Origin of the sequence: Sphingomonas sp. GC_Shp_3, from assembly GCF_026540945.1 — a bacterium.
GTDB lineage: Bacteria > Pseudomonadota > Alphaproteobacteria > Sphingomonadales > Sphingomonadaceae > Sphingomonas.
Genome location: NZ_JALNUT010000009.1, coordinates 41,128 through 64,463 on the forward strand (window position 1 = coordinate 41,128; position 23,336 = coordinate 64,463).

The 23,336-nt window shown below is 67.6% G+C and carries 16 protein-coding genes; 6 read left to right on the top strand and 10 right to left on the bottom strand.

What is annotated here, in order from left to right:
- Window positions 1–48: 48 nt before the first annotated feature.
- The gene (locus tag OXR00_RS15460) at window positions 49–1,059 is read right to left on the bottom strand and encodes a glycosyltransferase family 4 protein (RefSeq protein WP_267389171.1); all 1,011 of its coding nucleotides are present in this window, start codon (window positions 1,057–1,059) and stop codon (window positions 49–51) included.
- A 2-nt stretch (window positions 1,060–1,061) separates the two neighbouring features.
- On the bottom strand, window positions 1,062–2,663 hold the full coding sequence (locus tag OXR00_RS15465) for an alpha-amylase family glycosyl hydrolase (RefSeq protein WP_267389172.1): 1,602 nt from the start codon (window positions 2,661–2,663) through the stop codon (window positions 1,062–1,064).
- 115 nt (window positions 2,664–2,778) lie between these two features.
- On the opposite strand from OXR00_RS15465, the gene OXR00_RS15470 reads away from it, so the two are divergent.
- Entirely contained in the window at window positions 2,779–4,284 is a 1,506-nt protein-coding gene (locus OXR00_RS15470; protein ID WP_267389173.1) for an NAD(P)/FAD-dependent oxidoreductase, read from the top strand.
- Window positions 4,281–6,026, top strand: a complete 1,746-nt coding sequence (locus OXR00_RS15475; RefSeq protein ID WP_267389174.1) for a hypothetical protein — start codon at window positions 4,281–4,283, stop codon at window positions 6,024–6,026. Before OXR00_RS15470 ends, OXR00_RS15475 begins: the two co-directional genes overlap by 4 nt.
- 15 nt (window positions 6,027–6,041) lie before the next feature.
- Here OXR00_RS15475 and OXR00_RS15480 read toward each other — a convergent pair whose 3' ends face one another.
- Both OXR00_RS15480 and OXR00_RS15485 read right to left on the bottom strand, forming a co-directional pair.
- On the bottom strand, window positions 6,042–7,355 hold the full coding sequence (locus tag OXR00_RS15480) for a HAMP domain-containing sensor histidine kinase (RefSeq protein WP_267389175.1): 1,314 nt from the start codon (window positions 7,353–7,355) through the stop codon (window positions 6,042–6,044).
- 10 nt (window positions 7,356–7,365) lie between these two features.
- Complete coding sequence (locus OXR00_RS15485; RefSeq protein ID WP_267389176.1) at window positions 7,366–8,040, bottom strand: response regulator; 675 nt, start codon at window positions 8,038–8,040, stop codon at window positions 7,366–7,368.
- Between the two features lie 89 nt (window positions 8,041–8,129).
- Here OXR00_RS15485 and OXR00_RS15490 point away from each other — a divergent pair, with 89 nt between their 5' ends.
- From OXR00_RS15490 to OXR00_RS15500, 3 genes are read left to right on the top strand one after another with little or no spacing between them, the layout of a single operon-like run.
- Complete coding sequence (locus tag OXR00_RS15490) at window positions 8,130–9,392, top strand: efflux RND transporter periplasmic adaptor subunit (RefSeq protein WP_267389177.1); 1,263 nt, start codon at window positions 8,130–8,132, stop codon at window positions 9,390–9,392.
- Complete coding sequence (locus tag OXR00_RS15495) at window positions 9,389–12,580, top strand: CusA/CzcA family heavy metal efflux RND transporter (protein WP_267389178.1); 3,192 nt, start codon at window positions 9,389–9,391, stop codon at window positions 12,578–12,580. The genes OXR00_RS15490 and OXR00_RS15495 overlap by 4 nt, the downstream gene beginning before the upstream one ends.
- Window positions 12,577–13,998, top strand: coding sequence for an efflux transporter outer membrane subunit (locus OXR00_RS15500; RefSeq protein ID WP_267389179.1), 1,422 nt, complete (start codon window positions 12,577–12,579; stop codon window positions 13,996–13,998). The genes OXR00_RS15495 and OXR00_RS15500 overlap by 4 nt, the downstream gene beginning before the upstream one ends.
- Window positions 13,999–14,095: 97 nt before the next feature.
- Here OXR00_RS15500 and OXR00_RS15505 read toward each other — a convergent pair whose 3' ends face one another.
- Entirely contained in the window at window positions 14,096–16,453 is a 2,358-nt protein-coding gene (locus OXR00_RS15505; protein ID WP_267389180.1) for a glycoside hydrolase family 31 protein, read from the bottom strand.
- A 147-nt stretch (window positions 16,454–16,600) separates the two neighbouring features.
- On the opposite strand from OXR00_RS15505, the gene OXR00_RS15510 reads away from it, so the two are divergent.
- Window positions 16,601–18,220 carry a DUF5597 domain-containing protein gene (locus OXR00_RS15510; RefSeq protein ID WP_267389181.1) on the top strand — a complete coding sequence of 540 codons (1,620 nt, stop codon included), beginning with the start codon at window positions 16,601–16,603 and terminating at the stop codon, window positions 18,218–18,220.
- Window positions 18,221–18,236: 16 nt separating this feature from the next.
- Here the strand turns inward: OXR00_RS15510 and OXR00_RS15515 are convergent, their stop codons facing one another.
- Genes OXR00_RS15515 through OXR00_RS15535 form a run of 5 tightly spaced genes read right to left on the bottom strand, consistent with a single transcriptional unit; the run spans window position 18,237 to window position 23,218 of the window.
- Window positions 18,237–19,862, bottom strand: coding sequence for an alpha-L-fucosidase (locus OXR00_RS15515; RefSeq protein WP_267389182.1), 1,626 nt, complete (start codon window positions 19,860–19,862; stop codon window positions 18,237–18,239).
- A complete protein-coding gene (locus OXR00_RS15520; RefSeq protein WP_267389183.1) occupies window positions 19,859–20,650 on the bottom strand; it encodes an SGNH/GDSL hydrolase family protein in 792 nt (263 codons plus the stop codon). Before OXR00_RS15520 ends, OXR00_RS15515 begins: the two co-directional genes overlap by 4 nt.
- Window positions 20,647–21,450 (bottom strand): GDSL-type esterase/lipase family protein, encoded by an 804-nt coding sequence (locus OXR00_RS15525; protein WP_267389184.1) that lies wholly within the window; start codon window positions 21,448–21,450, stop codon window positions 20,647–20,649. The genes OXR00_RS15520 and OXR00_RS15525 overlap by 4 nt, the downstream gene beginning before the upstream one ends.
- The gene (locus OXR00_RS15530; RefSeq protein WP_267389185.1) at window positions 21,447–22,418 is read right to left on the bottom strand and encodes an alpha/beta hydrolase; all 972 of its coding nucleotides are present in this window, start codon (window positions 22,416–22,418) and stop codon (window positions 21,447–21,449) included. Before OXR00_RS15530 ends, OXR00_RS15525 begins: the two co-directional genes overlap by 4 nt.
- On the bottom strand, window positions 22,415–23,218 hold the full coding sequence (locus tag OXR00_RS15535) for an IclR family transcriptional regulator (RefSeq protein WP_267389186.1): 804 nt from the start codon (window positions 23,216–23,218) through the stop codon (window positions 22,415–22,417). Before OXR00_RS15535 ends, OXR00_RS15530 begins: the two co-directional genes overlap by 4 nt.
- Window positions 23,219–23,336: the final 118 nt, after the last annotated feature.

The window sequence follows — 23,336 nt, forward strand, 5'->3', positions numbered from 1 at the left end:
CGAGGACGGGTGACTGCTCAGCCCACATACCGACCGGAAAATCGGCGCCTATGTACCGAGGATCTGCCGGTACAGCGCGAGATAATCGTCCGCCATCCGCTCGACCGAAAAGCGTGCGATAACGGCGCGGCGGACGGCGGCGCGGTCGATCTCGCCGATCCGGTCGATGGCGGCGACGGCACCCGCCACATCATCGACGAGGAAGCCGGTTACGCCGTGTTCGATCAGCTCGGGCATCGACCCGCGCCGGGTGGCGATCACCGGCGTGCCGCAGGCCATGGCTTCGATCACCGACAGGCCGAAGGGCTCGTCGAAATTGATGAGGTGCAGCAACGCGCGGGCATGGCCGAGCGCGCGTACACGCGTTTCACCGCCGACGGCGCCGTTATAGCAAATGCTGGCGCCGTCGTGCGCCGGCGCAACCTCGCGTTCGTGATAGCCGGCATCCTGGACGATGCCGTAGAGATGCAGCGCGCGACCGCTCGCGCGGGCGGCGGCGATCGCCTCGGCCGCGCCCTTGTCGGGGTGGATGCGTCCGAAGAACAACAGATCGTCGCTGCCGACCGGATCGAACGGGAAATCGCCGATCGGGATGCCGTGGTAGATGCGCGCGGCGTAGCGTAATGCCGGATGACGATCGGCATCGCTGATTGCGACATAGTGCACCCGGTCCTGGTACGGCGCATACATCGGCAGGATCCGGTCCGACGAAAACCCGTGGATCGTCGTCACGATCGGCGTGCGGACCAGCCCCGCGAAGGCATGGGCGGGGAAGTCCGCCTGGTTGTGGATCAGGTCGAACCGGTCCGCCTGATCGAACAGATGGGCGAGGTGGCGGAACTCCCAAACCTTCGCGTCGATCGACGGATCGTCATTATACGGTGCGGGTACGACCCCGTCGAGCGTGGCGGCGGTCACGCTGTCGCACGTCGCGAACAGCGTCACGTCCACGCCGCGCGCGACCAGCGCCTCGGTCAGCAGGCTGGTGACCAGTTCCCACGGGCCATAGTGGCGCGGCGGGGTGCGCCATGCGATCGGCGCCAGCATTGCAATACGCATGGTCAGCGTGCCTCCTCCAGCCGCAGGACCAGCCCTTCGTCGGGGGCGAGCGATCCGTCAAGCACGCGCGGCGGCAAGGTCGAGGCGAGGACCGCACCGATCGCGCCGTGTGCCGGCAGCGGCAGGCGCCGCCGCTGCGTGCCGAGGTTGAGTGCGACCAGCAACCGGTCGTCACCATGCCACCGCTCGAACGCGAGCACGTCTTCGTCGGCGTCGACCAGCGCGAAATCTCCGATTGAAAGCGCATCCTGCGCGCGGCGCAGCGTCAGGAGCGATCGGTACAACGTCAGCAGCGAATCCGGATCGTCAGACTGGGTGGTGACATTCCGCGTCGGCCAGTCCGGATTGAGCGGCAACCACGGCTCGACAGCGCTGAACCCGGCGAAGGGTGATCCGTCCCACGGCATGGGGGTGCGCGACCGATCGCGACCGATGCCGAGGCCGGGCTGGCGCAGATCCTGCGGATCGCGGATGCGCTCCGGCGGGATCGGGACGTCGCCGATGCCGATCTCGTCGCCCTGGTACAGCGTGGGCGTGCCGCGCAGCGTGAGCAGCAGCATCGCCGCGACGCGGGCCTGCGCATTGCCGATCCGTGCGGCGATGCGCGGCGCGTCGTGGCTGCCGAACACCCAGTTCGGCCAGCCATGCGCCGGCAGCGACGCCTCGTAGTCCGCGATCACCCGGCGCAGCACGGCGGCGTCCCACCGGTTCTCAATCAACTGGAAGTTGAAGGGCAGGTGGACCTGCGGCCGCTCGGGCGTGCCGAACCAGCGGGCATGGCGGTCGTTCGGCAGGAAGATCTCGCCGACCAAAACCCGCTCGCCATAGCTGTCGGCAAGCGCGCGGAAATCGGCGGAGATGGCGTGCGCTTCCGGCTGGTCGGTGGAATGCCGCTGGATCAGGCGGTCGCGCTCGGTCCGGTCCGGTGTCCAGTCGACGTTGACGGGGTTGTCGGGGAAACCCTCCGCCTTCACGATGTGCCACAGCACGTCGATCCGGAAGCCATCCACGCCGCGATCCAGCCAGAAGCGCAGCACGTCCATCATCGCGGCGCGCAAGGCCGGGTTGCGCCAGTTGAGGTCGGGCTGCTGCTTCAGGAAGGCGTGCAGGTAATATTGCCCGGTCGCCACATCCCATTCCCACGCCGACCCGCCGAAATCGCTGATCCAGTTGTTGGGCGGCCCGCCGTCCGGCGCCGGGTCGCGCCAGATGTACCAATCGCGTTTCGAGCTGTCGCGTGAGGCGCGGCTTTCTGCAAACCAGGGGTGCTGGTCTGAGCTGTGGTTCGGCACGAAATCGAGCAGCAGCTTCAGCCCCCGCGCGTGTACGCCCGTGAGCAGGCGGTCGAACGCAGCAAGATCGCCGAACATCGGCTCGATCCCGCAGTAATCCGCCACGTCATAGCCGAAATCCGCCATCGGCGAGGGGAAGACCGGCGACAGCCAGATCGCGTCGACACCCAGGGTCGCGACATAATCCAGCCGCGCCTCGATACCGGCGAGGTCGCCCACGCCGTCGCCATTGCTGTCCTGAAAAGAGCGCGGGTAAATCTGGTAGATCACCCCGCGCTGCCACCATGGGCAATCGGTCCGCTGTCGCTGCATCGGCGTGTCCTACGCGCTTTTTCGCGCCCGCACACCTGCGGCGCCCGTGGTTAACCGCAGTTTAGGGTTTGGTTGGCATAGCCGCACGTGGGTTTCACACAGGAGACGGCGTTCCATGCACCGCGACCATAATGTCGACGTGGCGATCATCGGCGCGGGGCCTGCCGGGCTGACCGCCGCCTATCAGCTGACCAAGCTCGGTTTCTCGGTCGTCGTGATCGAAAAGGACCCGGTCTATGTCGGCGGCATCAGCCGCACCGTCGAACACGAAGGGTTCCGCTTCGACATCGGCGGGCACCGCTTCTTCTCCAAGTCGCGGGAAGTGGTCGATCTCTGGAACGAGATCCTGCCGGACGATTTCATCGAGCGGCCGCGGATGAGCCGCATCTTCTACGGCGGCAAGTTCTACAGCTATCCGCTGCGCGCGTTCGAGGCGTTGTTCAATCTCGGCATCTGGACCTCGACGCTGTGCATCGCGAGCTATGCCAAGGCACGGCTGCTGCCGAAGAAGGACGTGAAAAGCTTCGAGGACTGGGTGGTCAACCAATTCGGTCACAAGCTCTATTCGATCTTCTTCAAGACCTATACCGAGAAGGTGTGGGGCATGCCGTGCGACGAGATGTCGGCGGACTGGGCCGCGCAGCGGATCAAGGGGCTGAGCCTGGGCAAGGCTGTGATCGACGGCCTGAAACGGTCGCTGCGCCTTAACAAGAAACCGAATGACGGCATGGCGACCAAGACGCTGCTGGAGAGCTTCCGCTACCCGCGCAAGGGCCCCGGCATGATGTGGGACGCGGCGCGCGACCGGGTGGTCGCGGGCGGCAACCGCGTGCTGATGGGCCATGCCCTGAAGGCATTGCGGTTCGACGACGCGACGCAGCGCTGGAACGTGCAGGCGACGCATGAGGACCAGACCGTCACCATCAACGCCGCCCACGTCATCTCTTCCGCGCCGATGCGGGAACTGGCGGCGCGTGTCCAGCCGACCCCGGCGAGCATCCCGGCGGCGATGGACCTGAACTACCGCGACTTCCTGACGGTCGCGCTCATGATCCGGTCCGAAGACCTGTTCCCGGACAACTGGATCTACATCCACGAGGAGGGGGTGAAGGTCGGTCGCGTCCAGAACTTCCGGAGCTGGTCGCCCGAGATGGTGCCGGACGACACCATCGCCTGCGTCGGCCTCGAATATTTCTGTTTTGAGGGCGACGGGCTGTGGAATGCGTCGGACGCGGACCTCGTTGCGCTCGCCACGCGGGAACTCGATCTGCTCGGACTGGCCAAGCCGGAGATGGTAACCGGCGGCGTAGTGGTACGGCAGGAGAAGGCTTATCCGGTCTATGACGATGCCTACCGCGAGAACGTCGAGGCGTTGCGCCGGGATCTGGAGGATCGCTACCCCACGCTCCACCTGGTCGGCCGCAACGGCATGCACCGCTACAACAACCAGGATCACGCGATGATGACCGCGATGCTGACGGTCAAGAACATCGCGCACGGCGCGCGCGTCTACGACATCTGGAACGTCAACGAAGACGCCGAATATCACGAATCCGGCAACGAGGGCGCGGTCGCCGCGCTGGCCAGCGTCCGGCACGTTCCCGCCCGCCGCGCGGCATGACGCGGGAACGGCTCTGGCCGGTGGTCCTCGCCGGCTGGGCGCTGGCGGCGGCGGTGCTGGTGCTGGTGTCGGCGCGCGCGATCGCGCACCTGTGGTTCCCCGATCCGGACGACGCCATGCGGCTGGCGCAGGTCCGTGACTGGCTTGGCGGCCAAAGCTGGTGGGACGTTAGCCAGCATCGGCTGTGGGACGGGCATTTCGCGATGCACTGGTCGCGGCTGGTCGATCTGCCGCTCGCGCTGATGATGGCACTGCTCGACCCTGTCTTTGGGCAGGCGCTGTCGACCCGCATCACGGCTACGACGGTGCCGCTGCTGACGTTACTGGCGGTCATGGCGCTAGGCGCGGAACTCACCCGGCGGCTGAGCGGCATGGAGCAGGCGAAATCCGCCGTTCTGCTGGCACCGCTGTCGGTGCCGCTCCTCTATCAGCTTCGTCCGTTGCGGATCGACCATCACGGCTGGCAGATCGCGTTCGCGCTGCTCGCCGTGGTCGCGCTGGTCGGCAGACCGGACCGGCGGTCCGGCGCGGTGATGGGGCTGGCGCTGGCGGTCCTCCTCACCATTTCCCTGGAAGGCCTGCCGGTCACCGCCGCGATTGTCGGCGTGACGATGCTTGCCGGTGCGCTCGTGCCGGCCCGCCGCGAGCAGGCGCTGGTCGCGATCTGGACGGTGGCCGGCTTGACCCTGATCCTCCACGTCGCGACGCGCGGGCCGGCGATGTTCAGCCCGGCGTGTGACGCGATCGCACCCGCCTGGATCGCCGCGCTGGCCGTCGCCGCACTCGGATCGACGGTGCCGATGCTGTCGTACCGCATGCCGCTGATCGTGCGCCTGGCCATGCTGGCCGCGGCGGGTGGTGCCGCGCTGGCGACGCTGGCTGCGATCAGCCCGCAATGCCTGAGGGGGCCGTTCGCGGGGCTCGACCCTTTCGTTCGGCGCTTCTGGTATGAGAATGTGGCGGAGGGCCTGCCGGTCTGGAAGCAGGTTCCATCCTGGGCGGCAATGACGGTAGGCTTCCCGATCACCGGCCTGATCGGAGGCGCGCTGGCGTGGCGCGCAAGTACCGGCGAGGCGCGGATCCGCTGGACCATGCTGCTGGCGTTGGCGGCTTCGACTTTCGCGTTGTCGCTGCTGGTGATCCGGACCGGCGCGACCGCCAACGCGCTGGCGTTGCCGGGTGGCGCATGGGCGCTGCATGCGATGCTGACGCGCGCGCGTGCAGTACGGATGCTGCCGAAGCGGATCGCGGCGACGGCGGGCGCATTGATGGCGGCGACCCCCGGGTTGGCGGCGGCCGCGCTGTTCGGGTTTGCGCCCGCTGCCACGGTGCGCGGGGCACCTTCGGTCGCGCTGACGCGCCCGCCCTGCGACGGAATGCATGAGATTTCCGATCTCGCCGCGCTTCCCACCGCCAAGCTGTTCGCCCCGGTCGATGTTACCCCGCAGATCCTCGCCACGACGACGCACAGCGCGATCGCGGGCGGATACCACCGCAATCTCGCCGCGATCCACCGCGCGATGGCGACGTTCATGGCCGATCCCGCAACGGCGCACCGCTGGGTGCTGGAGAGCGGCGCGTCCTATGTGGTCGGCTGTCCGGGTCCGAACGAGACGGAGATGTACAAGCACTTCGCTCCGCACGGATTTTGGGCAAGACTAGAACGGGGCGATACCTTCCCCTGGCTGCGTCCGGTCGTCATCCGCAACTCGCCGGTGCTGGTCTGGGAAGTGGTCAGATAGCGTCGCTACGCCAGATCAGGCCGCCGGCTCGCCGAAGAGCGTGATGCGGGCGGTGAGACCCGTACCGCCCGGTCCGCGTTCCACCGCAAGACCGCCGCCATGGGCCCGCGCGATCCGGTCTACGATCGACAGGCCGATGCCGGAGCCTTCGATGCGCTCCGGGCTGCCGCGCCACAGGCGGTCCTTGAGGCGGCTCAGGTGCGCGTCGGGTACGCCGATCCCATCATCGCTGACGCTCAACTGCGCGCCCGGCCCGACACACACGACAATCGCGGTGCCGGTGGGTGTGTATTTGGTGGCGTTGTCGATCAGGTTCCCAAGCGCGAGTGCGATAGCCTCGCTGTAACCTTCGATTGGCGGCACGTTTGCCGCTGCGTCAAGCGCGATCGTCCGCTGCCCCGCGAAGATCGCCGGCGCCCGGTCTGCCACGACATTTTCGGCGAGGCGATCGAGCGCGACCGCCGTCATGCCGAGCGCCGATGGTTGCTCCAGTTCGGCAAGCACCAGCAACTGCGTGATGACGCGCGCGGCGCGATCGACCGCGCGGATCATCTCGCCCTGCACGGCGCGGTTTTCGATCGCGTCGGCGCGCAGGCGGATCACGGCAAGCGGCGTGCGCAGCTCATGCGCGACGTCGGCAGCAAAGGCTGTCTGCACGTGCAACGCGTCGGCCAGCCGGTCGAGCGCGGCGTTGGTCGCCTCCGCCAGCGGCTCTGCCTCCAGCGGCAGCAGACCGATCGGCAGGCGGATGTCGGAAGACGACGGCCCGATCGCGGCGGCGGTCGCGGACACCCTGCGCATGCGCAGCGTGAGGCGGCGGGCGAGCACCACGCCGATCAGCGGCACCAGCGCGGCGATCGGCACGGTGATCAGCGCGAACCGCTTCAGGAAACTGCGCACGATGTCGTCGGTCACCACCTGCGGATCGGTGTCGTCCTGCGAGGCGACGATCCAGCCGCCGCCCACCGGTTGGCTGAACCCTTCGACATCACCGTGCCGAAAGAAGCGCGGGTGGTGGCTCAGCGGTGCGGCGGCGAGGACGTCGGGTCGCGCCGGCCCGCTGGCGCCATCGATACGGCGATCACGGTCGATCACGGTGACCGCCATGCCGGCGCTCAACACCGTGGGCGAGATTTTCTGTTCGCCGCGCTGTCGGGCGGCGGCGACGATCTCGACCTGCTGGCGCAGCAGGTTGCGCTGGAAATGGTCAGCGGTCTGGTGAAGCAACGTCGTCGCGCTCCACAGCAGCACGACCGTGGCCACCACGGCCACCGCGACGTGCAGCACCACGAACTGCGCGAGCAGCGATCGCGGTGCCGCGATCCTCATCGAGCCGCCTTCATGCTGCGGGGACGATCATATATCCGACGCCACGCACCGTCTCGATGCGGGTTCCGGTCGCGGCTTCGTCCAGCCGCTTACGCAGGCGGTGGACATAGACTTCGATCGCATTCGAGCCGAGATCGGTGTCGAGGCCGAACAACTGATCCTCCGCGATTCGCTTGGGCACGACGCGGCCGGCACGGCGCAGCAACAGTTCGAGCAGTTCGGTTTCGCGCACCGATAGCGACAGCGGCGTCTCGCCGACAAACGCCACTCGGCTGTCGACCGCGAAACGAAGCCCCCCACAGCATAGCCAACGCCCGATATGGCCGTCGCGGCGCCGCAGCACCGCCAGCAGCCGGGCGTAGAGTTCGTCGACATCGAACGGCTTGACCATATACTCGTCGGCGCCCTCGGTCAGGCCCAGGATGCGCGCGTCGATCGAGCCCCGCGCGGTCAGCACCAGCACCGGCCGGGTGTCGCCACGCGCGCGCATGCGGACGAGCAGATCCATGCCGTCCGCGTCGGGCAGGCCGAGGTCGAGCAGGACGGCGGCATAGTCGATCGCGGCGAGGTACGCCTCCGCCTCCGCTGCGCTCCGCGCCCGGTCGACCGCGATGCCACGCCGCGACAGCGCCGCGCCGAGCGCCGCCGCCACTGCCTCTTCATCTTCGATAAGCAGGATCCGCATTTGGTCGATTTCGTGGCGCTTTATAAAATGTAAGCGCGCTGTAAGCCAGTCGGCCTAGCGGCGCGAGTCCATCCCGAACAGGGCGACCGATGCACGCTTCTTCAACGCCTCAATCCTTGCCCGCTGCTCCAACCCTGTCCCGCGCCGGCCAATTGCGCTGGCTGGGCATCGTCGTCGGCGCCGCTGTCGCGATCTCCATCGTCTGGATGATCGTCGCCGCGTTGACCCGCCCCGCGCCGGTCGTGCCGGTCACGACGCCGCCGGGCACCTTCCGCCCGACGCACGACCAGATGGCGGCCATGGCGACGATCCGGGTCGGCTATCAGGCATCGGACGCGCATCTGCTGGCAAGCGGCGCGATCAGTGTCGATGGCGATCGCAGCACGCCGGTGCTGCTGCCCTATTCCGGGCAGGTCGTTCAGGTGCTGGCCGACGCGGGGCAATATGTGAAGCAGGGCCAGCCGCTGCTGCTCATCAAGACCGGCGATTTCGTCGATGCACGCAGCGGGCTGTTCTCGGCGCGGGCCGCGTTCCAGAACGCGCAGGCGCAACTCGCCACGGCGACGCGCAATGCTGAACGCCAGCGCCAGATCTTCGAGACGGCAGGCGGCGCGCAGAAGGATTATCAGCAGGCGCAGACCGACCTGATCGCCGCGCAGGCGACCGCTCGCACCGCCGCCGCGGCACTGGGCGCGGCGCGCGACAAGCTCTCGATCCTCGGCAAGTCGGCTGGCGAGATCGACAAGCTCGAGGGCGCGGGCGAGGTGTCTGGCATCCATGACCGCACCACGCTGCACGCGCCGATCGCGGGGCTGATCGCATCGCGCGACGTGTCGGCCGGGCAGTTCGTCTCGCAGGGCGGCGACAAACCGGTGATGACGATCACCGACCCCTCGCGCGTGTGGCTCATCGCGCAGGTCGCGGAGGGAGACGCCAGCGCGGTTCACCTTGGCGACGAGGTGACGGTGACGACGCCGGCGCTCCCCGGCCGCAGCTTCCACGCGACGATCGACCTGATAGGCGCGGCGCTCGACCCGCAGACGCACCGCCTGCCGGTGCGCGCGACCATCGCCAACCCTGGCGGCGCGCTCAAGCCCGAGATGTTCGCGAGCTTCTCGATCCAGCGACCGCAGGCGGGGCAAGCGTTGCGTGTGCCGGCCGCCGCCGTGATCCATGAAGGCGATTCGGCGCGTGTGTGGGTAGTGCGGCCGGATGGCCTGCTCCAGTCGCGCAGCGTCGTCGCAGGGGACGAGCAGGACGGACAGGTCGTCATCCAGAGCGGCTTGAGCGCGGGTGAGCGGATCGTCACGACCGGCGCGCTGTTCGTCAACGAGGCGGGGCTGGGCGCGTGAACCGCATCGTCGCGTTCTCGCTGCGGTCGCGAATCCTGATCGTCGGCATTTTCGCCGCCATGCTGCTGGCGGGCGGCATCGGGTTCTACAACCTCAACATCGAGGCGTATCCCGATCCCGTCCCGCCGATGGTCGAGGTCATCACCCAGACGCAGGGCCTCTCCGCCGAGGAGATGGAGCGTAACGTCACCATCCCGATCGAGGTCGGCATGGCGGGCATCCCGCACCTCACCGCGATCCGCGCGATCTCGCTGTTCGGCCTGTCCGACATCAAGATCCAGTTCAGCTACGATTTCACCAACGATCAGGCCAAGCAGCAGGTCATCAACCGCCTGTCGCAGCTCCCGCCGCTACAGGGCGGTGCGCAGCCGACGCTGTCGCCGACGAGCCCCGTCGGTGAGATCTACCGCTACAAGCTGACCGGCCCACCGGGCTATTCGGTGATGGACCTCAAGACCTTGCAGGACTGGGTGCTGCAACGCCGCTTCAAGCGCATCCCCGGCGTGATCGACGTGACCGGCTGGGGCGGCAAGCTGCGCGCCTATGACGTGGTGATCGACAGCGACCGGCTGGCGGCGCACGGCATGACGGTGCCGCAGGTGCTCGCCGCGCTCTCCAAGAGCGACGGCAACGTCGGTGGGCAGACGATCAACTTCGGGTCGCAGGCGGCGATCGTGCGTGGCGTCGGCCTGATCCAGTCGGTTGCGGGAATCGAGAACGCGTTGGTCGGCACCGCCAATGGCCAGCCGATCCTCATCAAGGATGTCGCGCATGTCGTGATCGGCAACGCGCCCCGGCTCGGTATCGCGGGTTATAACGATCAGGACGATATCGTGCAGGGCATCGTGCTGATGCAGCGCGGCGCGCAGTCGATGCCGACGATCAAGGCGGTGCAGAAGGAAGTCGCCGACATCAATGATTCCGGCATCCTGCCGCCGGGCGTCCATCTCGACCGGATCTACGATCGCTCCGACCTGATCGAGCTGACCATCCATACCGTGCTGGAGAATCTGGTCGCCGGTATCGTGCTGATCTTCGTGCTGCAGTGGGTATTCCTCGGCAATCTGCGCAGCGCGATCATCGTCGCGGCGACGATCCCGTTCGCGCTCGCGTTCGCGATCCTCATCCTGGTGATCCAGGGCGAGAGCGCCAACCTGCTCTCGGTCGGCGCGCTCGATTTCGGGCTGGTGGTGGATGCCAGCGTCATCATGGTGGAGAACGTTTTCCGCCACATGGTCGAACGCTCCGCCCATGTCGAAAGCGGGCGCGGCCATTACACGATGGCGACGCGCTTCTCGGCGGTGCTGGGGGCGAGCAGCGAGGTCAGCCGCGGCATCTTCTTCGCGGCCGCGATCATCATCGCGAGCTTCCTGCCGCTGTTCACGCTCACGGGCGTGGAGGGTCACATCTTCGGCCCGATGGCGAAGACCTATGCCTATGCGATCAGCGGCGGCCTGATCGCGACCTTCACGGTCGCGCCGGTGCTGGCGACAATGCTGCTGCCCGACAAACTGTCCGAGGTCGAGACGCGGGTGGTGGCGCGCCTGCGCCGCGCGTACGAGCCCGCCGCCGCCTTCGCGCTCGGCAACCGCGTGCTTGCGGTCGGCGGCGCGCTGCTGCTGCTGGGCGCGGCGATGATCGGCATGCGCACGCTCGGCATCGAGTTCCTGCCGCATCTCGAAGAAGGCAACATGTACATCCGCGCGACGTTGCCCGCCTCGATCAGTCTGGAGGCGGGTCAGCCGGTGGTGAATGAGGTGCGGCGCATCATCGCCACCTATCCTGAGGTCGAGGCGGTACTGTCCGCGCATGGCCGCCCGGATGACGGCACCGATTCGACCGGCTTCTTCAACGCCGAATATTTCGTGCCGCTGAAACCGTTCGGTACCTGGCCGGCGGGCGTGACCAAGGAAACGCTGACCGACGAAATGTCGAAGCGGCTGTCCGCGAAATTCCCCGGTGTCGACTTCTCGTTTTCGCAGATCATCGAAGATAACGTGGAGGAGGCCGCATCGGGCGTGAAGGGCGCCAATTCGATCAAGCTGTTCGGCCCGGATCTCGAAACGCTGGAGAAATACGCCGACCAGATCAAGAATCGCATGGCAAAGGTGCCGGGTATCGTCGATCTCGGCGTGTTCCAGTCGCTTGGCCAGCCGACGGTGCGGATCGACGTCGATCGCGCGCGCGCCTCGCGCTACGGTCTGACGCCGGATGACGTCAACGCGACCGTCGCCGCCGCGATCGGCGGGCAATCCACCGTCGACCTGTACGAGAAGGGCACCGACCGCCACTTCCCGATCGTGGTGCGGCTGCGCCCCGAGCAGCGCGACGGCATCGATGCGATCCGCCGCATCACCATCGGCGCGCCGGCCCCGAACGGCACCGGCACGATCCAGGTGCCGCTCTCCGAAGTTGCGGACGTGCGCCTGACGTCTGGCGCATCGTTCATCTACCGCGAGCATCAGGAGCGCTACATCCCGATCAAGTTCTCGGTGCGCGGGCGCGATCTCGGCGGCGCGGTCGAGCAGGCGCGCGCGGAGATCACTCGCAGCGTGCATCTGCCGTCGGGCTATCACCTCGAATGGGCGGGCGAACTCGACAACCTCAACAATGCGGTCGCCCGGCTCGAGGTGGTGGTGCCGATCAGCCTGCTGCTGATCCTGCTGCTGCTGTACGGCAATTTCGGCTCGATCCGTGACAGCCTGCTGGCGTTCTCGGCGATCCCGATGGCGATCATCGGTGGCGTGCTCGCGCTGGCGGTGTCGGGCACGGCGTTCAGCATCTCCTCCGCGATCGGCTTCGTCGCGCTGTTCGGCATCGCGGTGATGGACGGCATCCTCGTCGTCACCACGTTCAACCATGCGATCGACGAGGGCAACACCCGTCAGAGCGCGCTGGCGACCACGGTGAAGCACAGCCTGCGCCCGGTGGTGATGACCTGTCTGGTCGCCGCGATCGGGCTGCTGCCCGCCGCACTGTCGAACGGCATCGGCAGTCAGGTGCAGAAGCCGCTCGCGCTGGTTGTGGTCGGTGGGATGACGCTCGCGCCGATCCTGATCCTGCTGGTGCTGCCGGTGCTCATCGACATCTTCTCGCGGCGGGTGCCGCCGGAGGATCGCGGCGCACACGGCCGTGACGTGGGGCATCACCCGCATGGCGAAGCCGGTACCGGGGAGATCCTGGCATGAAGCGTCCTCTTGCCAGCCTGCTCGCATTGTCGGCGAGCGCCTGCACGCTGGGTCCGCGCAACCCGCTGCCGCCCGTCTCGCTCCCGCCGGTCACCGCGCCGCAGGCGTTCGCGCCGGCGCAGGGGCCGGATCAGGTAACCAGTTTGATGCCGGTCCCCGCCGAGTGGTGGCGCAGCTTCGGCAGCGGCGATCTCGACGCGCTTGTCGCGGAGGCGCAGACGCACGCCACGGATATCATGGTCGCCGACGCGACGCTCCGGCAGGCGCGGGAACAGGCGGCCGGAACCGCCGGCAGTCGGCTCCCGCAGGCTGATCTCAGCTACCAGGCGCAGCGCGTGCGCGTGTCGAACGCGCTGTCGCCCGCTGTCGCCGACCAGAACCAGCAGCTCTACACGCTCCACACCGCGCAGGTAACGGTCAGCTACAATCCCGATCTGTTCGGCGGCACGGGCGCGCGCATCCGTTCGGCTCGGGCGGCGGCGGACGTCGCGCGGCACCGGTTGGACGCGGCCCGCACCACGGTGATCGCCAACCTCGTCCAGGCGGTGATCCAGCGCGCCGCGCTTGCCGATCAGATCGCCGCCGGACAGACCAGCGTGGCGGTCAATCGCGATATCCTCGCGACCTTGCTGCGGCGCCAGCAACTCGGCGCGGTCGGTGCCGCCGACATCGCCACGCAGCAGGCCGCGCTTGCCACCGCGCAAAGCGCGTTACCCGCGCTAATTCGTGCCGAGGCGCACCAGCGCGTCGTGATCGGCACGCTGATCGGGCGGGCGGCCGGAACGCCGCTGCCCCCGCTACCGGCGCTATCCGCGCTGACGCTGCCGCACGACCTGCCGCTGCTGCTGCCGTCCGATCTGGTGGCGCGGCGGCCCGACGTGAGCGCGGCCCGCGCCCAACTGGAAGGTGCTGCCGCCGATGTCGGTGTTGCTATCGCGGCACGGCTGCCCGCGATCCAGCTGAGCGCGCAGGCCGGCGGCGCGGCACAGCACCTGTTCGACATCTTCCAGAGCGGCAATCCGTTCTGGGCGCTGCTCGGCGGCGTGACGCAGCCGATCTTCCATGCCGGCACGCTGCGGCATCAGCAGCACGCCGCGGAGGCCGCGCTCGACGGCGCGAAGGCACAGTATCGCGCAACCGTGTTGCAGGCGTTCGGCGACGTTTCGGATGCGCTGACGGGCTTGCGCACGGACGCGGATGCGCTCGACGCGGCGGCGCACGCGGGCGATGCTTCCGCACGCGCGCTCACCTTCATTCGCCGCCAGCTGGCGCTTGGCGATGTCGGCACGCTCGCGCTGCTCAATGCGACCGGCACCGACGCACAGGCACGCTCGCTGGTGATCCAGGCACGCGCGGCGCGGTTGACCGATACGGTCGCGTTGTTCCAGGCGGCGGGCGGCGGCGTAGGAAGCCGCTGACCCGCGTTGGCCTATCGACCATCGACGCACCTCGAACCGCCGCCTGCCGCTCACAATCTTGCGCTCGACACGCCAAGCGGTCGCCCGCCGCTTCGCCTCAGCGCGCGTCAGGCTGGACCACCTGCACCAGCTTTGCCGCGTCCTGACCGGTCGGCAGCCGTCCCGACGCGGTAAGCCGCTTGTTTGCATCGTCCCAATGCAGCGTCGCGGATGTGCCGCCGCCATTCCGATAGGCGTTGGTCACGCCGTCATCGTCGTACAGCGTGAAGCTCGCGTCGCGGCCGGGATAGACGCGGATGCTCTCCAGCGCCTGCTTGGTCGCGGTGCTCGGCACCTGCACGCCCATCGGCACGATCGATCCAGCGCGCACGAACAGCGGGATCTTGTCGATCGGCGCGGCCGCCTTCACGGTCTGCCCGCCGGTGTAGCGATGGTTGGTCCAATAATCGTACCAGTCCGCGCCGGCTGGCAGATACACGTCGCGGCTGGTCACGCCCTGCGTGGTGACGGGTGCGACGAGGAAGGCCGGCCCGAACATATATTCGTCGCCGATCGTCGCGACGGCGGGGTCGTTCGGGAAATCCATGAACAGCGCGCGCATGAATGGCGCGCCGGTCTTGTGGGTCTGATACCCCAATGCATACAGATACGGCACCATCGCGTAGCGCAGCTTCAGGAAGTTCGCGAGCACCGGCTCGGCCGCCGTTCCGTAGTCCCACAGCGCGGTCGCCGGGCGCTGGCCGTGGATGCGCAGCGTCGGCGTGAAGCTGTTGTACGCGAACCAGCGCGTGAACAGTTCGGGATAGTCGGTGTACGACGGCGGCATCGCTGTCGCGCCGGCGGGGTCGAGCAGCGGCGCACGTTCCGCCTTGGGGCCGTTCGGATATTGCCAACCGCCGGTGTCGCTGCTCCAGTAGGCGAGGCCCGTCGCGGTAAAGCCGAGGCCGGCGGGTACCTGCCGGCGTAGCGCCTCCCACGTCGATTGCACGTCCGACGACCAGAACAATGCGCCGTTGCGCTGCGTGCCGAGATAGGCGGCGCGCGCGAGGATCAGGTTGCGCAGGTTCGGCCGGTCGCGCGCGGAGCCTTCGGCCACACCGCCGGTGTGCAGCAGCGGGAACAGATTGTGGTAGCGGTCGCCCGATCCGATCGAGAAGAAGTGCCCGTCCGGCACCAGATCCGGCTCGGTCTCGTCGAGCCAGAACCAGTCGAAGCCCTGCGATGCGATATTGTCGCGGATCTTGCCCCAGAACCAGGCGCGCGCCTCCGGGTTGGTCGAATCGATCAGCGCGCCTGCCCGGTCGGAGCGGACCGGCAGACCGTCGACCACGCTGCCGTCCTTGTCGTGCAGCAGCCAGCCCTTGGTGGCGAGGAAGTTATAGTAACGCGATTCCCGCTCGAAGCGCGGCCATACGCTGACGATCGAGCGCATGCCCATGCTGTGCAGCGTGTCGTTCATTGCCTTGGGATCGGGGAAATAGGTGTGATCGATGTCGAGCTGCCCCATCCGCGTCCAGTAGAACCAGTCGAGCACCATCACATCCAGCGGCAGGTTGCGCTTGCGATACCCCTCCGCCACGCCGAGCAGCTCGGCCTGGCTCTCGTAGCGCGCCTTGGACTGGATCAGCCCGAACGCCGCCTTGGGCGGGAGCGGGGTGGCGCCGGTCAGCTTGGCGTAGCCGGCATAGAGCTGATCGGTGGTGTCGCCGGTGATGACGAAGAACGACACGCGCTCGCCGACGTTCGACTGCCAGTGCGTCGCGTTGTTGAGGCCGGGCGACACGGTGGTGGCGGAGGGGTTGTCCCACACGATGCCATAGCCCTTGTTCGTCACCATGAACGGCACGCAGACGCTTTCACCCGCCGGCGCGTCGTAATTGTGCCGACACTCGATGGTGCGGCCCTTCAGGTCGAGCACGCCCTCCTGGTTCTGGCCGAGCCCGTAGTAATGCTCGCCCGGCTGCACCGCAAAATTCGCGCCGACGTGGAAGGTATGTTCGCCGTTCACGTCGGCCGGGGCCATCTCCCAGCCGGTCATCTCGGCGATGGTGTGGCCGTCCGCCCCGCGCACACTGATGCCGACGTGCGGCAGCGCCGGCGCGAAATAGCGCTGCATCTGCGTCGGCGCGGTCGGCCACGGCTCGGCATTGACGGTGAGCGAGACGGCTGCGGACGTGAACACGTCGCCTGCGGTGCTGGTGGTGTGCGTCCAGCCGGTCGCATCCGGCTTTGCGTTCGGGCCGTCGCCCGGCGGGGCGTCGGCGAGCGCGGGGTCCATCGCGATGGTGACGCGCACGATGTTGGGTGCGTACGGCTCCACCGATACGCGTGCGCCGTTACGATCAAGCGAGGCGAGCGGGGCAGCGAGGGCGGGCAGGGCGATCAGCGCGAGCAGCGAGGCTCCGGCAGTGAGAACGGCACGCGCCACCGCTCGGGTTTGCAGCACCGTCGTCATCGTTTCTCTCCCGAGCCTAGCTTGTTCGTCTGTAATTTTCACTTATGATATCTTCATTCACCAGCGCAAGTGGCGTGACGTGTTCGTTGAAGATCACCGTTACATCGTACGCGACATTTGACGCATAGCTAGACCAATGGAGGGGTTATGAAGATCGCGATCACGCTCGCGCTGCTCGCCACAGCGGCAGCCACGCCGGCCTTGGCGCAGGAAACGACGCTGCCCCACCTCGACGCGCACGGCGCGCGTCATACCCTGATCGTCGACGGCAAACCGTTCCTGATGCTCGGCGCGCAGGTCAATAATTCGAGCAATTATCCTTCGGCACTGCCCGCGGTGTGGCCGCTGCTCGACCGGCTCAATGCCAACACGGTCGAGGTGCCGGTGGCGTGGCAGCAGATCGAACCGGTCGAGGGGCAGTTCGATTTCAGCTTCGTCCAGACACTACTCGACCAGGCACGGGCGCATAATAAGCGGGTCGTGCTGCTGTGGTTCGGCACGTGGAAGAACACCTCGCCCAGCTACACGCCGGATTGGGTCAAGCTCGACAACCGCCGCTTCCCGCGCATGAAGACGCGCACCGGCGCGGACCACGGTACGCTGTCGGCGATGTTCCGCACCACGTTGGAGGCGGACAAGCGCGCGTTCGTCGCGCTGATGCGCTACCTCAAGGATCACGACCCGCAGAACACCGTGATCCTGGTCCAGCCCGAGAACGAGACGGGCAGCTATCGCAACCCGCGCGATTACGGCGCGGCCGCCAACGCGCTGTTCGCAAAGCCGGTGCCGGCCGCGCTGGCAAAGGCGCTCGGCAAACCCGCCGGCACCTGGACCGCGCTGTTCGGCGCGCAGGCCGACCGCGCGTTCAACACCTGGCACACCGCCGCGTACGTCAACGAGATCGCGGCGGCGGGCAAGGCGGTGAAGCCGCTGCCGATGTACGTCAACGCGGCACTCGCCGGGCCGTCCAACGTGCCCGACCCGGACGGCGTGGCGAGCGGCGGCCCGCAGCAGGACGTGCTGCCGATCTGGAAGGCGGCGGCACCCGCGATCGATTTCGAGGCACCCGACATCTACGACGGCAAGGCACCCGACGTGCTCGCCTATCTCGACGCCTATGCCCGGCCTGATAATGCGCTGATGGTGCCGGAAATCGGCAACGCCGAGGCGTTCGCGCGGTTCTTCTGGGCGGCGCTGGGGCGCGGCGCGATCGGCTATGCACCGTTCGGCATGGATGAAACCGGCTACTACAACTACCCGCTCGGTGCCAAGGCGCTGGATGCGCCGACGCTCGCCGCGATCGCCGACAAATACGCGCTGCTCGCCCCCATCGCCGGCGACTGGGCAACGATCGCCGCCAGCCACTCGACCTGGGGCGTGGCGAAGGGGGAGGACGGCGCTGCGCAATCCACCACGATGGGCGAGTGGACGATCACCGCCGGCTTCGGCGAATGGCAGTTCGGGCAGAAAAGCTGGACGTGGATCAAGTCGGACCCGCCCGAATGGGCGAACCGCCCGGTTGGCGGCGGCGTGGTCGCGCAACTCTCGGCGGACAGCTTCCTCGTGATGGGCGACCATATCCGCTTCGACTTTGCGGCACGCGCCGGTGGCAAGCCCAATGGCATGATCGTCCGCGTCGAGGAAGGCACGCTGAAGGACGGCGCTTGGGTCACGTCCCGCGTATGGAACGGCGACCAGACCGATTACGGCCTTAACATCACCGACCAGTCGGTGCTGCTGCGCGTGACGATGGGGCATTACCGCTAAAGCGAGTGGCGCGGGCTCAGACCAGCCCGCGCCCGTCGATCCGCACCACCGGCACGAAGACGCCCGCACCCGGCGGCATATCGAGATGCAACCCGGTCGCGTCGCGGCGGTGCGGCACCGTCCCGCCACCCAGCAGCGTCACCCGCTCGACCACACCCTCGCGGCCCGTAGCGAGCGATCGGATCGTCGCACGCCCCTTGGGTGGCGCCAGAAACAATGCGTACAGCGCGCCCGCGTTGGTGGTGAAGCGGATATCCTGCGCGGTGAACGGTTTGGCGGAGCCCTCGTTCTGCATCCCCACCGCAAGCTGGGTCGGCCCCTCGCCATAACGCCGCCACGGCCGCGATCCGAAGATCGCCGCGCCGTTGGTGGCGATCCAGCCGGCCATGCCGTCGAGGATCTTCTCCTCCTCGGCATCGATCGCGCCGTCGCCGGGTTGCGGGATCGACAGCAGCAGGTTGCCGTTCTTGGACACCACGTCGGCGAGCCGCTGCATCACGTCCTCTGCCGTCTTGTAGCTGCGGTCGTTCAGTCGCGCGACATTGTAGAACCAGTCGCCGATGCAGGTGTCGGTCTGCCACGGCTCGTCCCAGAGATGGTCGGTGTAGCCACGCTCGACATCTTGCAAGATGCCGAAGCGCTGGTTGGGCTTCAGCTGCTTGCCGGTCAGCACCACGTCGATCTTGCCGTGCCACGCGATCGAGCGGTTGTAATAATCCGCCGCCGCCTCCAGCCCGACCGGGCCGAACGGCAGTTCATAATCGTCGAAATAGACGAGATCGGGCTTGTACTTGTCGATCAGGTCGGTCTGCCGCAGCAGCCATTTGGTCACATAGGCGGGGTCGCCCGGCGGTGGCGTCTCGACCCATCGGCCATCATGCTTGTCGTGCCACGCTTCCGTCGCGGCGATGCTGTCGATGCCGTCGGGCAGCACCGCATGGCGACCGGTGTAGAGGTCGTGCGGGTCCAAACCCTCCCACCAGGTGCCGCGCCCGTCTTCCTTGCGCAGCGTGTAGGCGTCGTAGCGCACGCCCTTCTTCGCGCCGACCGGATCGTAGCCGTACGCGGGCTGATACCAGTGCCACGCATGCGCGGCATGGTTGGACACGCCAAACTTCAGCCCGGCACGCCGCGCGACCTTTTCCCACGTCCCCACCACGTCGCGCTTCGGCCCGACGCGCAGGCTGTTCCACGGCTGGTAGCGGCTGTCGTAGCAATCGAGATTGTCGTGATGGCAGGCGAGCGCGACGAAATATTTCGCGCCGGCCTTCACGTAGCGCTGCATCAGCGCATCCGGGTCCCATTTCGCGGCGGACCACAGATGCTGGATGTCCTTCATCCCCGATACCGACGGATGGCCGTAGGTCTTGAGGTGATGTTCGTACATCGGGTGGCCCTGCATATACATGAAGCGGCCGTACCAGTCGCCCTGCTCGGGCACCGATTGCGGCCCCCAATGCGCCCACAGCCCGAGCTTGGCGTCGCGGAACCAGTCGGGGTAGCGGTAATTGTCGACCAGCGACGGCCAGTTCGCCTGTACCGGCCCGCGCGCCGCGCCCATCGGGCTGGCCGCGCGCGCGGCTCGCGCGATGCCGAGCGCGGCGCTGCCGGCGAGGAAGCGGCGGCGGTCGAGCGAGTTCATTTGCGCGAGCCCAGCGTGGTGGCGATCGCCGCCAGCGCGAGCGGGCGCATCACCGCATAGCCGGCCGGGGTGGGATGCACGCCGTCACTGGCGAGGCCGGGCTTCATCCCACCCTCCGGCGTGGTCAGCGCGGCGTGATAATCGACGTAGGTGAAGCCGTTAGCTTTGGCATAACCGCGCAGCCACGCGTTCATCGCGGCGATCTGCGGCACCGGCCGCTTGTCCGGGCTCCACGGGAAGGCGGCGGCGGGCGGGATCGAGGCGAGGATCACCTTGATGCCATGCGCGTGGGCGAGTTCCGCCATGCTGGCGATGTTGCCCTGTACCGTCTCGATCGTCGCCGCGCCGGTATTGCCGGCGATATCGTTGGTGCCGGCCATGATATGCACGACCTGCGGGTGCAAATCGATTACATCGCGGCGAAAGCGCACCAGCATCTGCGGCGTGGTTTGCCCGCTGATGCCGCGATCGACGATGCCGTTCGTAAACAGCGTCGGATCCGCGCCGATCCAGTTGTCGGTGATGGAATCGCCCATGAACACCACGCGCACCGGCTGCGTGATCGCGGCGTTCTGCGCGGCGTAGCGGCAGAGCTGCGCGTAATCGCGGGTCATCATGTGCAGGTTCCACATCTGCCACCCGGCCTTGTCGGCCGGCTTAGGGTGGGCAGGGCAGGGATCGGCGACGATGCCGACCGGATCGCCGGCATAGGGATCGCCGGGCACGCTGGTCTGGGCGGACGCCGCCGAGCCAAGCAGGATCGCAATCAGGGGGAGGTAGCGCATCATTTGCTCCTGGGGTGGGTGGCGAGAGCGGTCGCGATCGCGCGCGCGGCGATCGGCGCCATGCGGGCATAGCCGGCGTCGAGTGGATGGATGCCGTCGCTGGTGTAGGCCGCGGTCATCAGGCCGTTCCGATTGATCAGCGCCGCGTAGTAATCGGCATAGACATAGTGACGCCGCGCGCAGAACGCGCGCAGCCACGCGTTCAATGCGCGTAGTTCATCGGGATGGCGCTCCTTCACGACATCACGTGCCGCGTCGGTATAGTCGTTGACCGGCAACAACGACCCGAACACCACCGCTATGCCATGTACGTCGGCGACGTCGGCCATGGTTTCCCAATTCGCCTCGATCTGCTCGGGCGTCTCCTGCTGGAGGAAGCCCTGCACGTCGTTGATCCCGGACAGGATCACCACCGCCTGCGGATGCAGCGCGATCACGTCCTGGTGAAAGCGCAGGATCATCTGCGCGGTCACCTGACTGCCGATCCCGCGATTGACATAGGGCTTGCCGGGAAAGCTCGCCGCAAGGTTCCAGCGATCGGTGATCGAGTCCCCCAGGAACACCACGCGTCGTTCGCCCGCGCGGGGCGGGGGCAGGGCGGCATTGGCCGGCTGGTAGAGATAGCGTTCGCCGAAATCGCGCATCAGGCTGGGGATCAGTTTCGCACGGAATGGCCCGAGCCACGGTCCCCAGTCCTTTTCCACCACCGTCCGCCGTTCGGGCGAGCTTTGGTAATGCGGTGCCTGTGCGGCGGCCGGCGCCGCTGCCAGCACGCCGGCGAGCAGTGCCGGCCACGCTTTCACAGCGCGACGCCCTGCCGCGTCGCGAAGGTCGCGAACAGGCCTGGCCACGCCGAAGCCGACTGCGCGGGCGGCAGGCGCACGCCGAAGCCGTGGCCACCGTCCTCAAACACGTGCAGCGCTGTCGGTCGCTTGGCGGCCATCAACGCGTCGAACATCGCGATGCTGTTGGCGACCGGAACCAGCCCGTCATCGGCGGCATGCACGAGGAAAGTCGGCGGTGTGGTCGCGTCGACCTTGCGCTCGACCGAACGCGCGCGCTGTTCCGCCACGCTGGAGTTGGGCCCGAGCAGCATGTCGCGTGACCCGACATGCGTGAACGGCTGGTCGAGCGTGATGACCGGGTAGATCAGCCCCGCCACATCCGGCCGTGCGCTGAGCGTATCGGTAGCATCGACCGGCGCGTAGGTCCGCTCGGCATGGCGCGTCGCGAGCGACCCGGCGAGGTGTCCGCCGGCCGAGAAGCCAAGGACGGCGACCTTGTCGGCGCGGATGCCGAACCGCGCCGCGCCCGAACGGATCAGGCGCATCGCCCGCTGTGCGTCCTGAAGCGGCACGTCGGCGCGATCGTTCCAGCCTTCCGATGGCAAGCGGTACAGCAGGATGAACGCGGTGACGCCGCGCGCGTTCAGCCATGCCGCCTGCGATACGCCTTCATTGTCATACGACAGGAAGCCATAGCCGCCGCCCGGCATGACGAGCGCCGCCGTGCCGTTCGGGCGGGCCGGGCGGTACACCACCAGCACCGGTCGCGCGATGCCGGTCACCCAGCGATCTAGGTGCGCGGGGTCCTTCGACTGATCGGCGATCTTGCGTGTGATCGTGGCGCCGGTGCTGCCGGGCGGCGGGCCGGGCCACAGTTCGACCACTTCGTCGTGCGCGCTGGTCTGCGCATCCGCCGATGTGGCCGCGGCGGCGATGCCGAGCAGCATGGAGCCGCCGATCAGCGTGCGGCGTGACAGGTCGTTCATGCGTCCGATTCCTTTTCCTGATCCTCGTCCGGGCGGAGTGTAGCATCGCGCAGCACCGGGGCGAGTTGGTCGGCAATGGCCTCAGCCGCTTCGCGCAGCGCCGCCTGCGACTCGTCCAGTCCGACCCGCGCGCCCGGCCCGTCGACGAACGGGATGGTCAGCGCCGCGCGCGCCACGTTCAGCGACAGCACCGGCACGGACAGGTCGATGATCCCGGTCAGCACCGGGCTGGGCGATGTGCCGCCGCCCTCCGCGACGATCGCGTCGAGTTGCGCGGTCAGCGCCGGCAGGTCGACCGTATCGCCGGTCGCGCGCACATCCTCCAGCATGGCGGCGCGTGCCTCGGCAGACTGGAAGGCGAGCAGGATGCGCCCCGATGCGGAGCGATGCAACGGCCGCCGATAGCCGACGCGCACCGCGAAGCCCGAAAGACCGGGCGAATCGACGCCGGCGATCACCACCATCTCGGCACCGGATACGACCGCGAGATGGCAGCTCTGCCCGATCCGGCGTGCCAAACCTTCCATCACCGGCATCGCGGTGGAGACGAGATCGCGTACCGGCGGCTGCCCCATGCTCAGCGCGAACAGCCGATTGGTGAGGCGATACCCTTCTTCGCTGCGGACGATGTAGCGATGTTCCTCGAGCACCTGCAACATCCGGAAGATCTCGCTGATCGAGCGGTCCAGCGCGACCGAAATGTCCGACATGGTAAGCGGCGCACTGGCGGCGGCGAGGACCTCCAGGATTTCGAGCCCCTTCTTCAATGCCGGCGCCTGATATCGCGACTTGGTTGCCATGCCTCTCCCCCGTTTGTTTATCGGAGCGCTTGTACGTCGCTCCGGCGGCGGCCGCCAAGCGGTAGCGAAAAATCACCCGTGAAAGCAATTTTTATATTTCACAATTGTAACAGCGGAC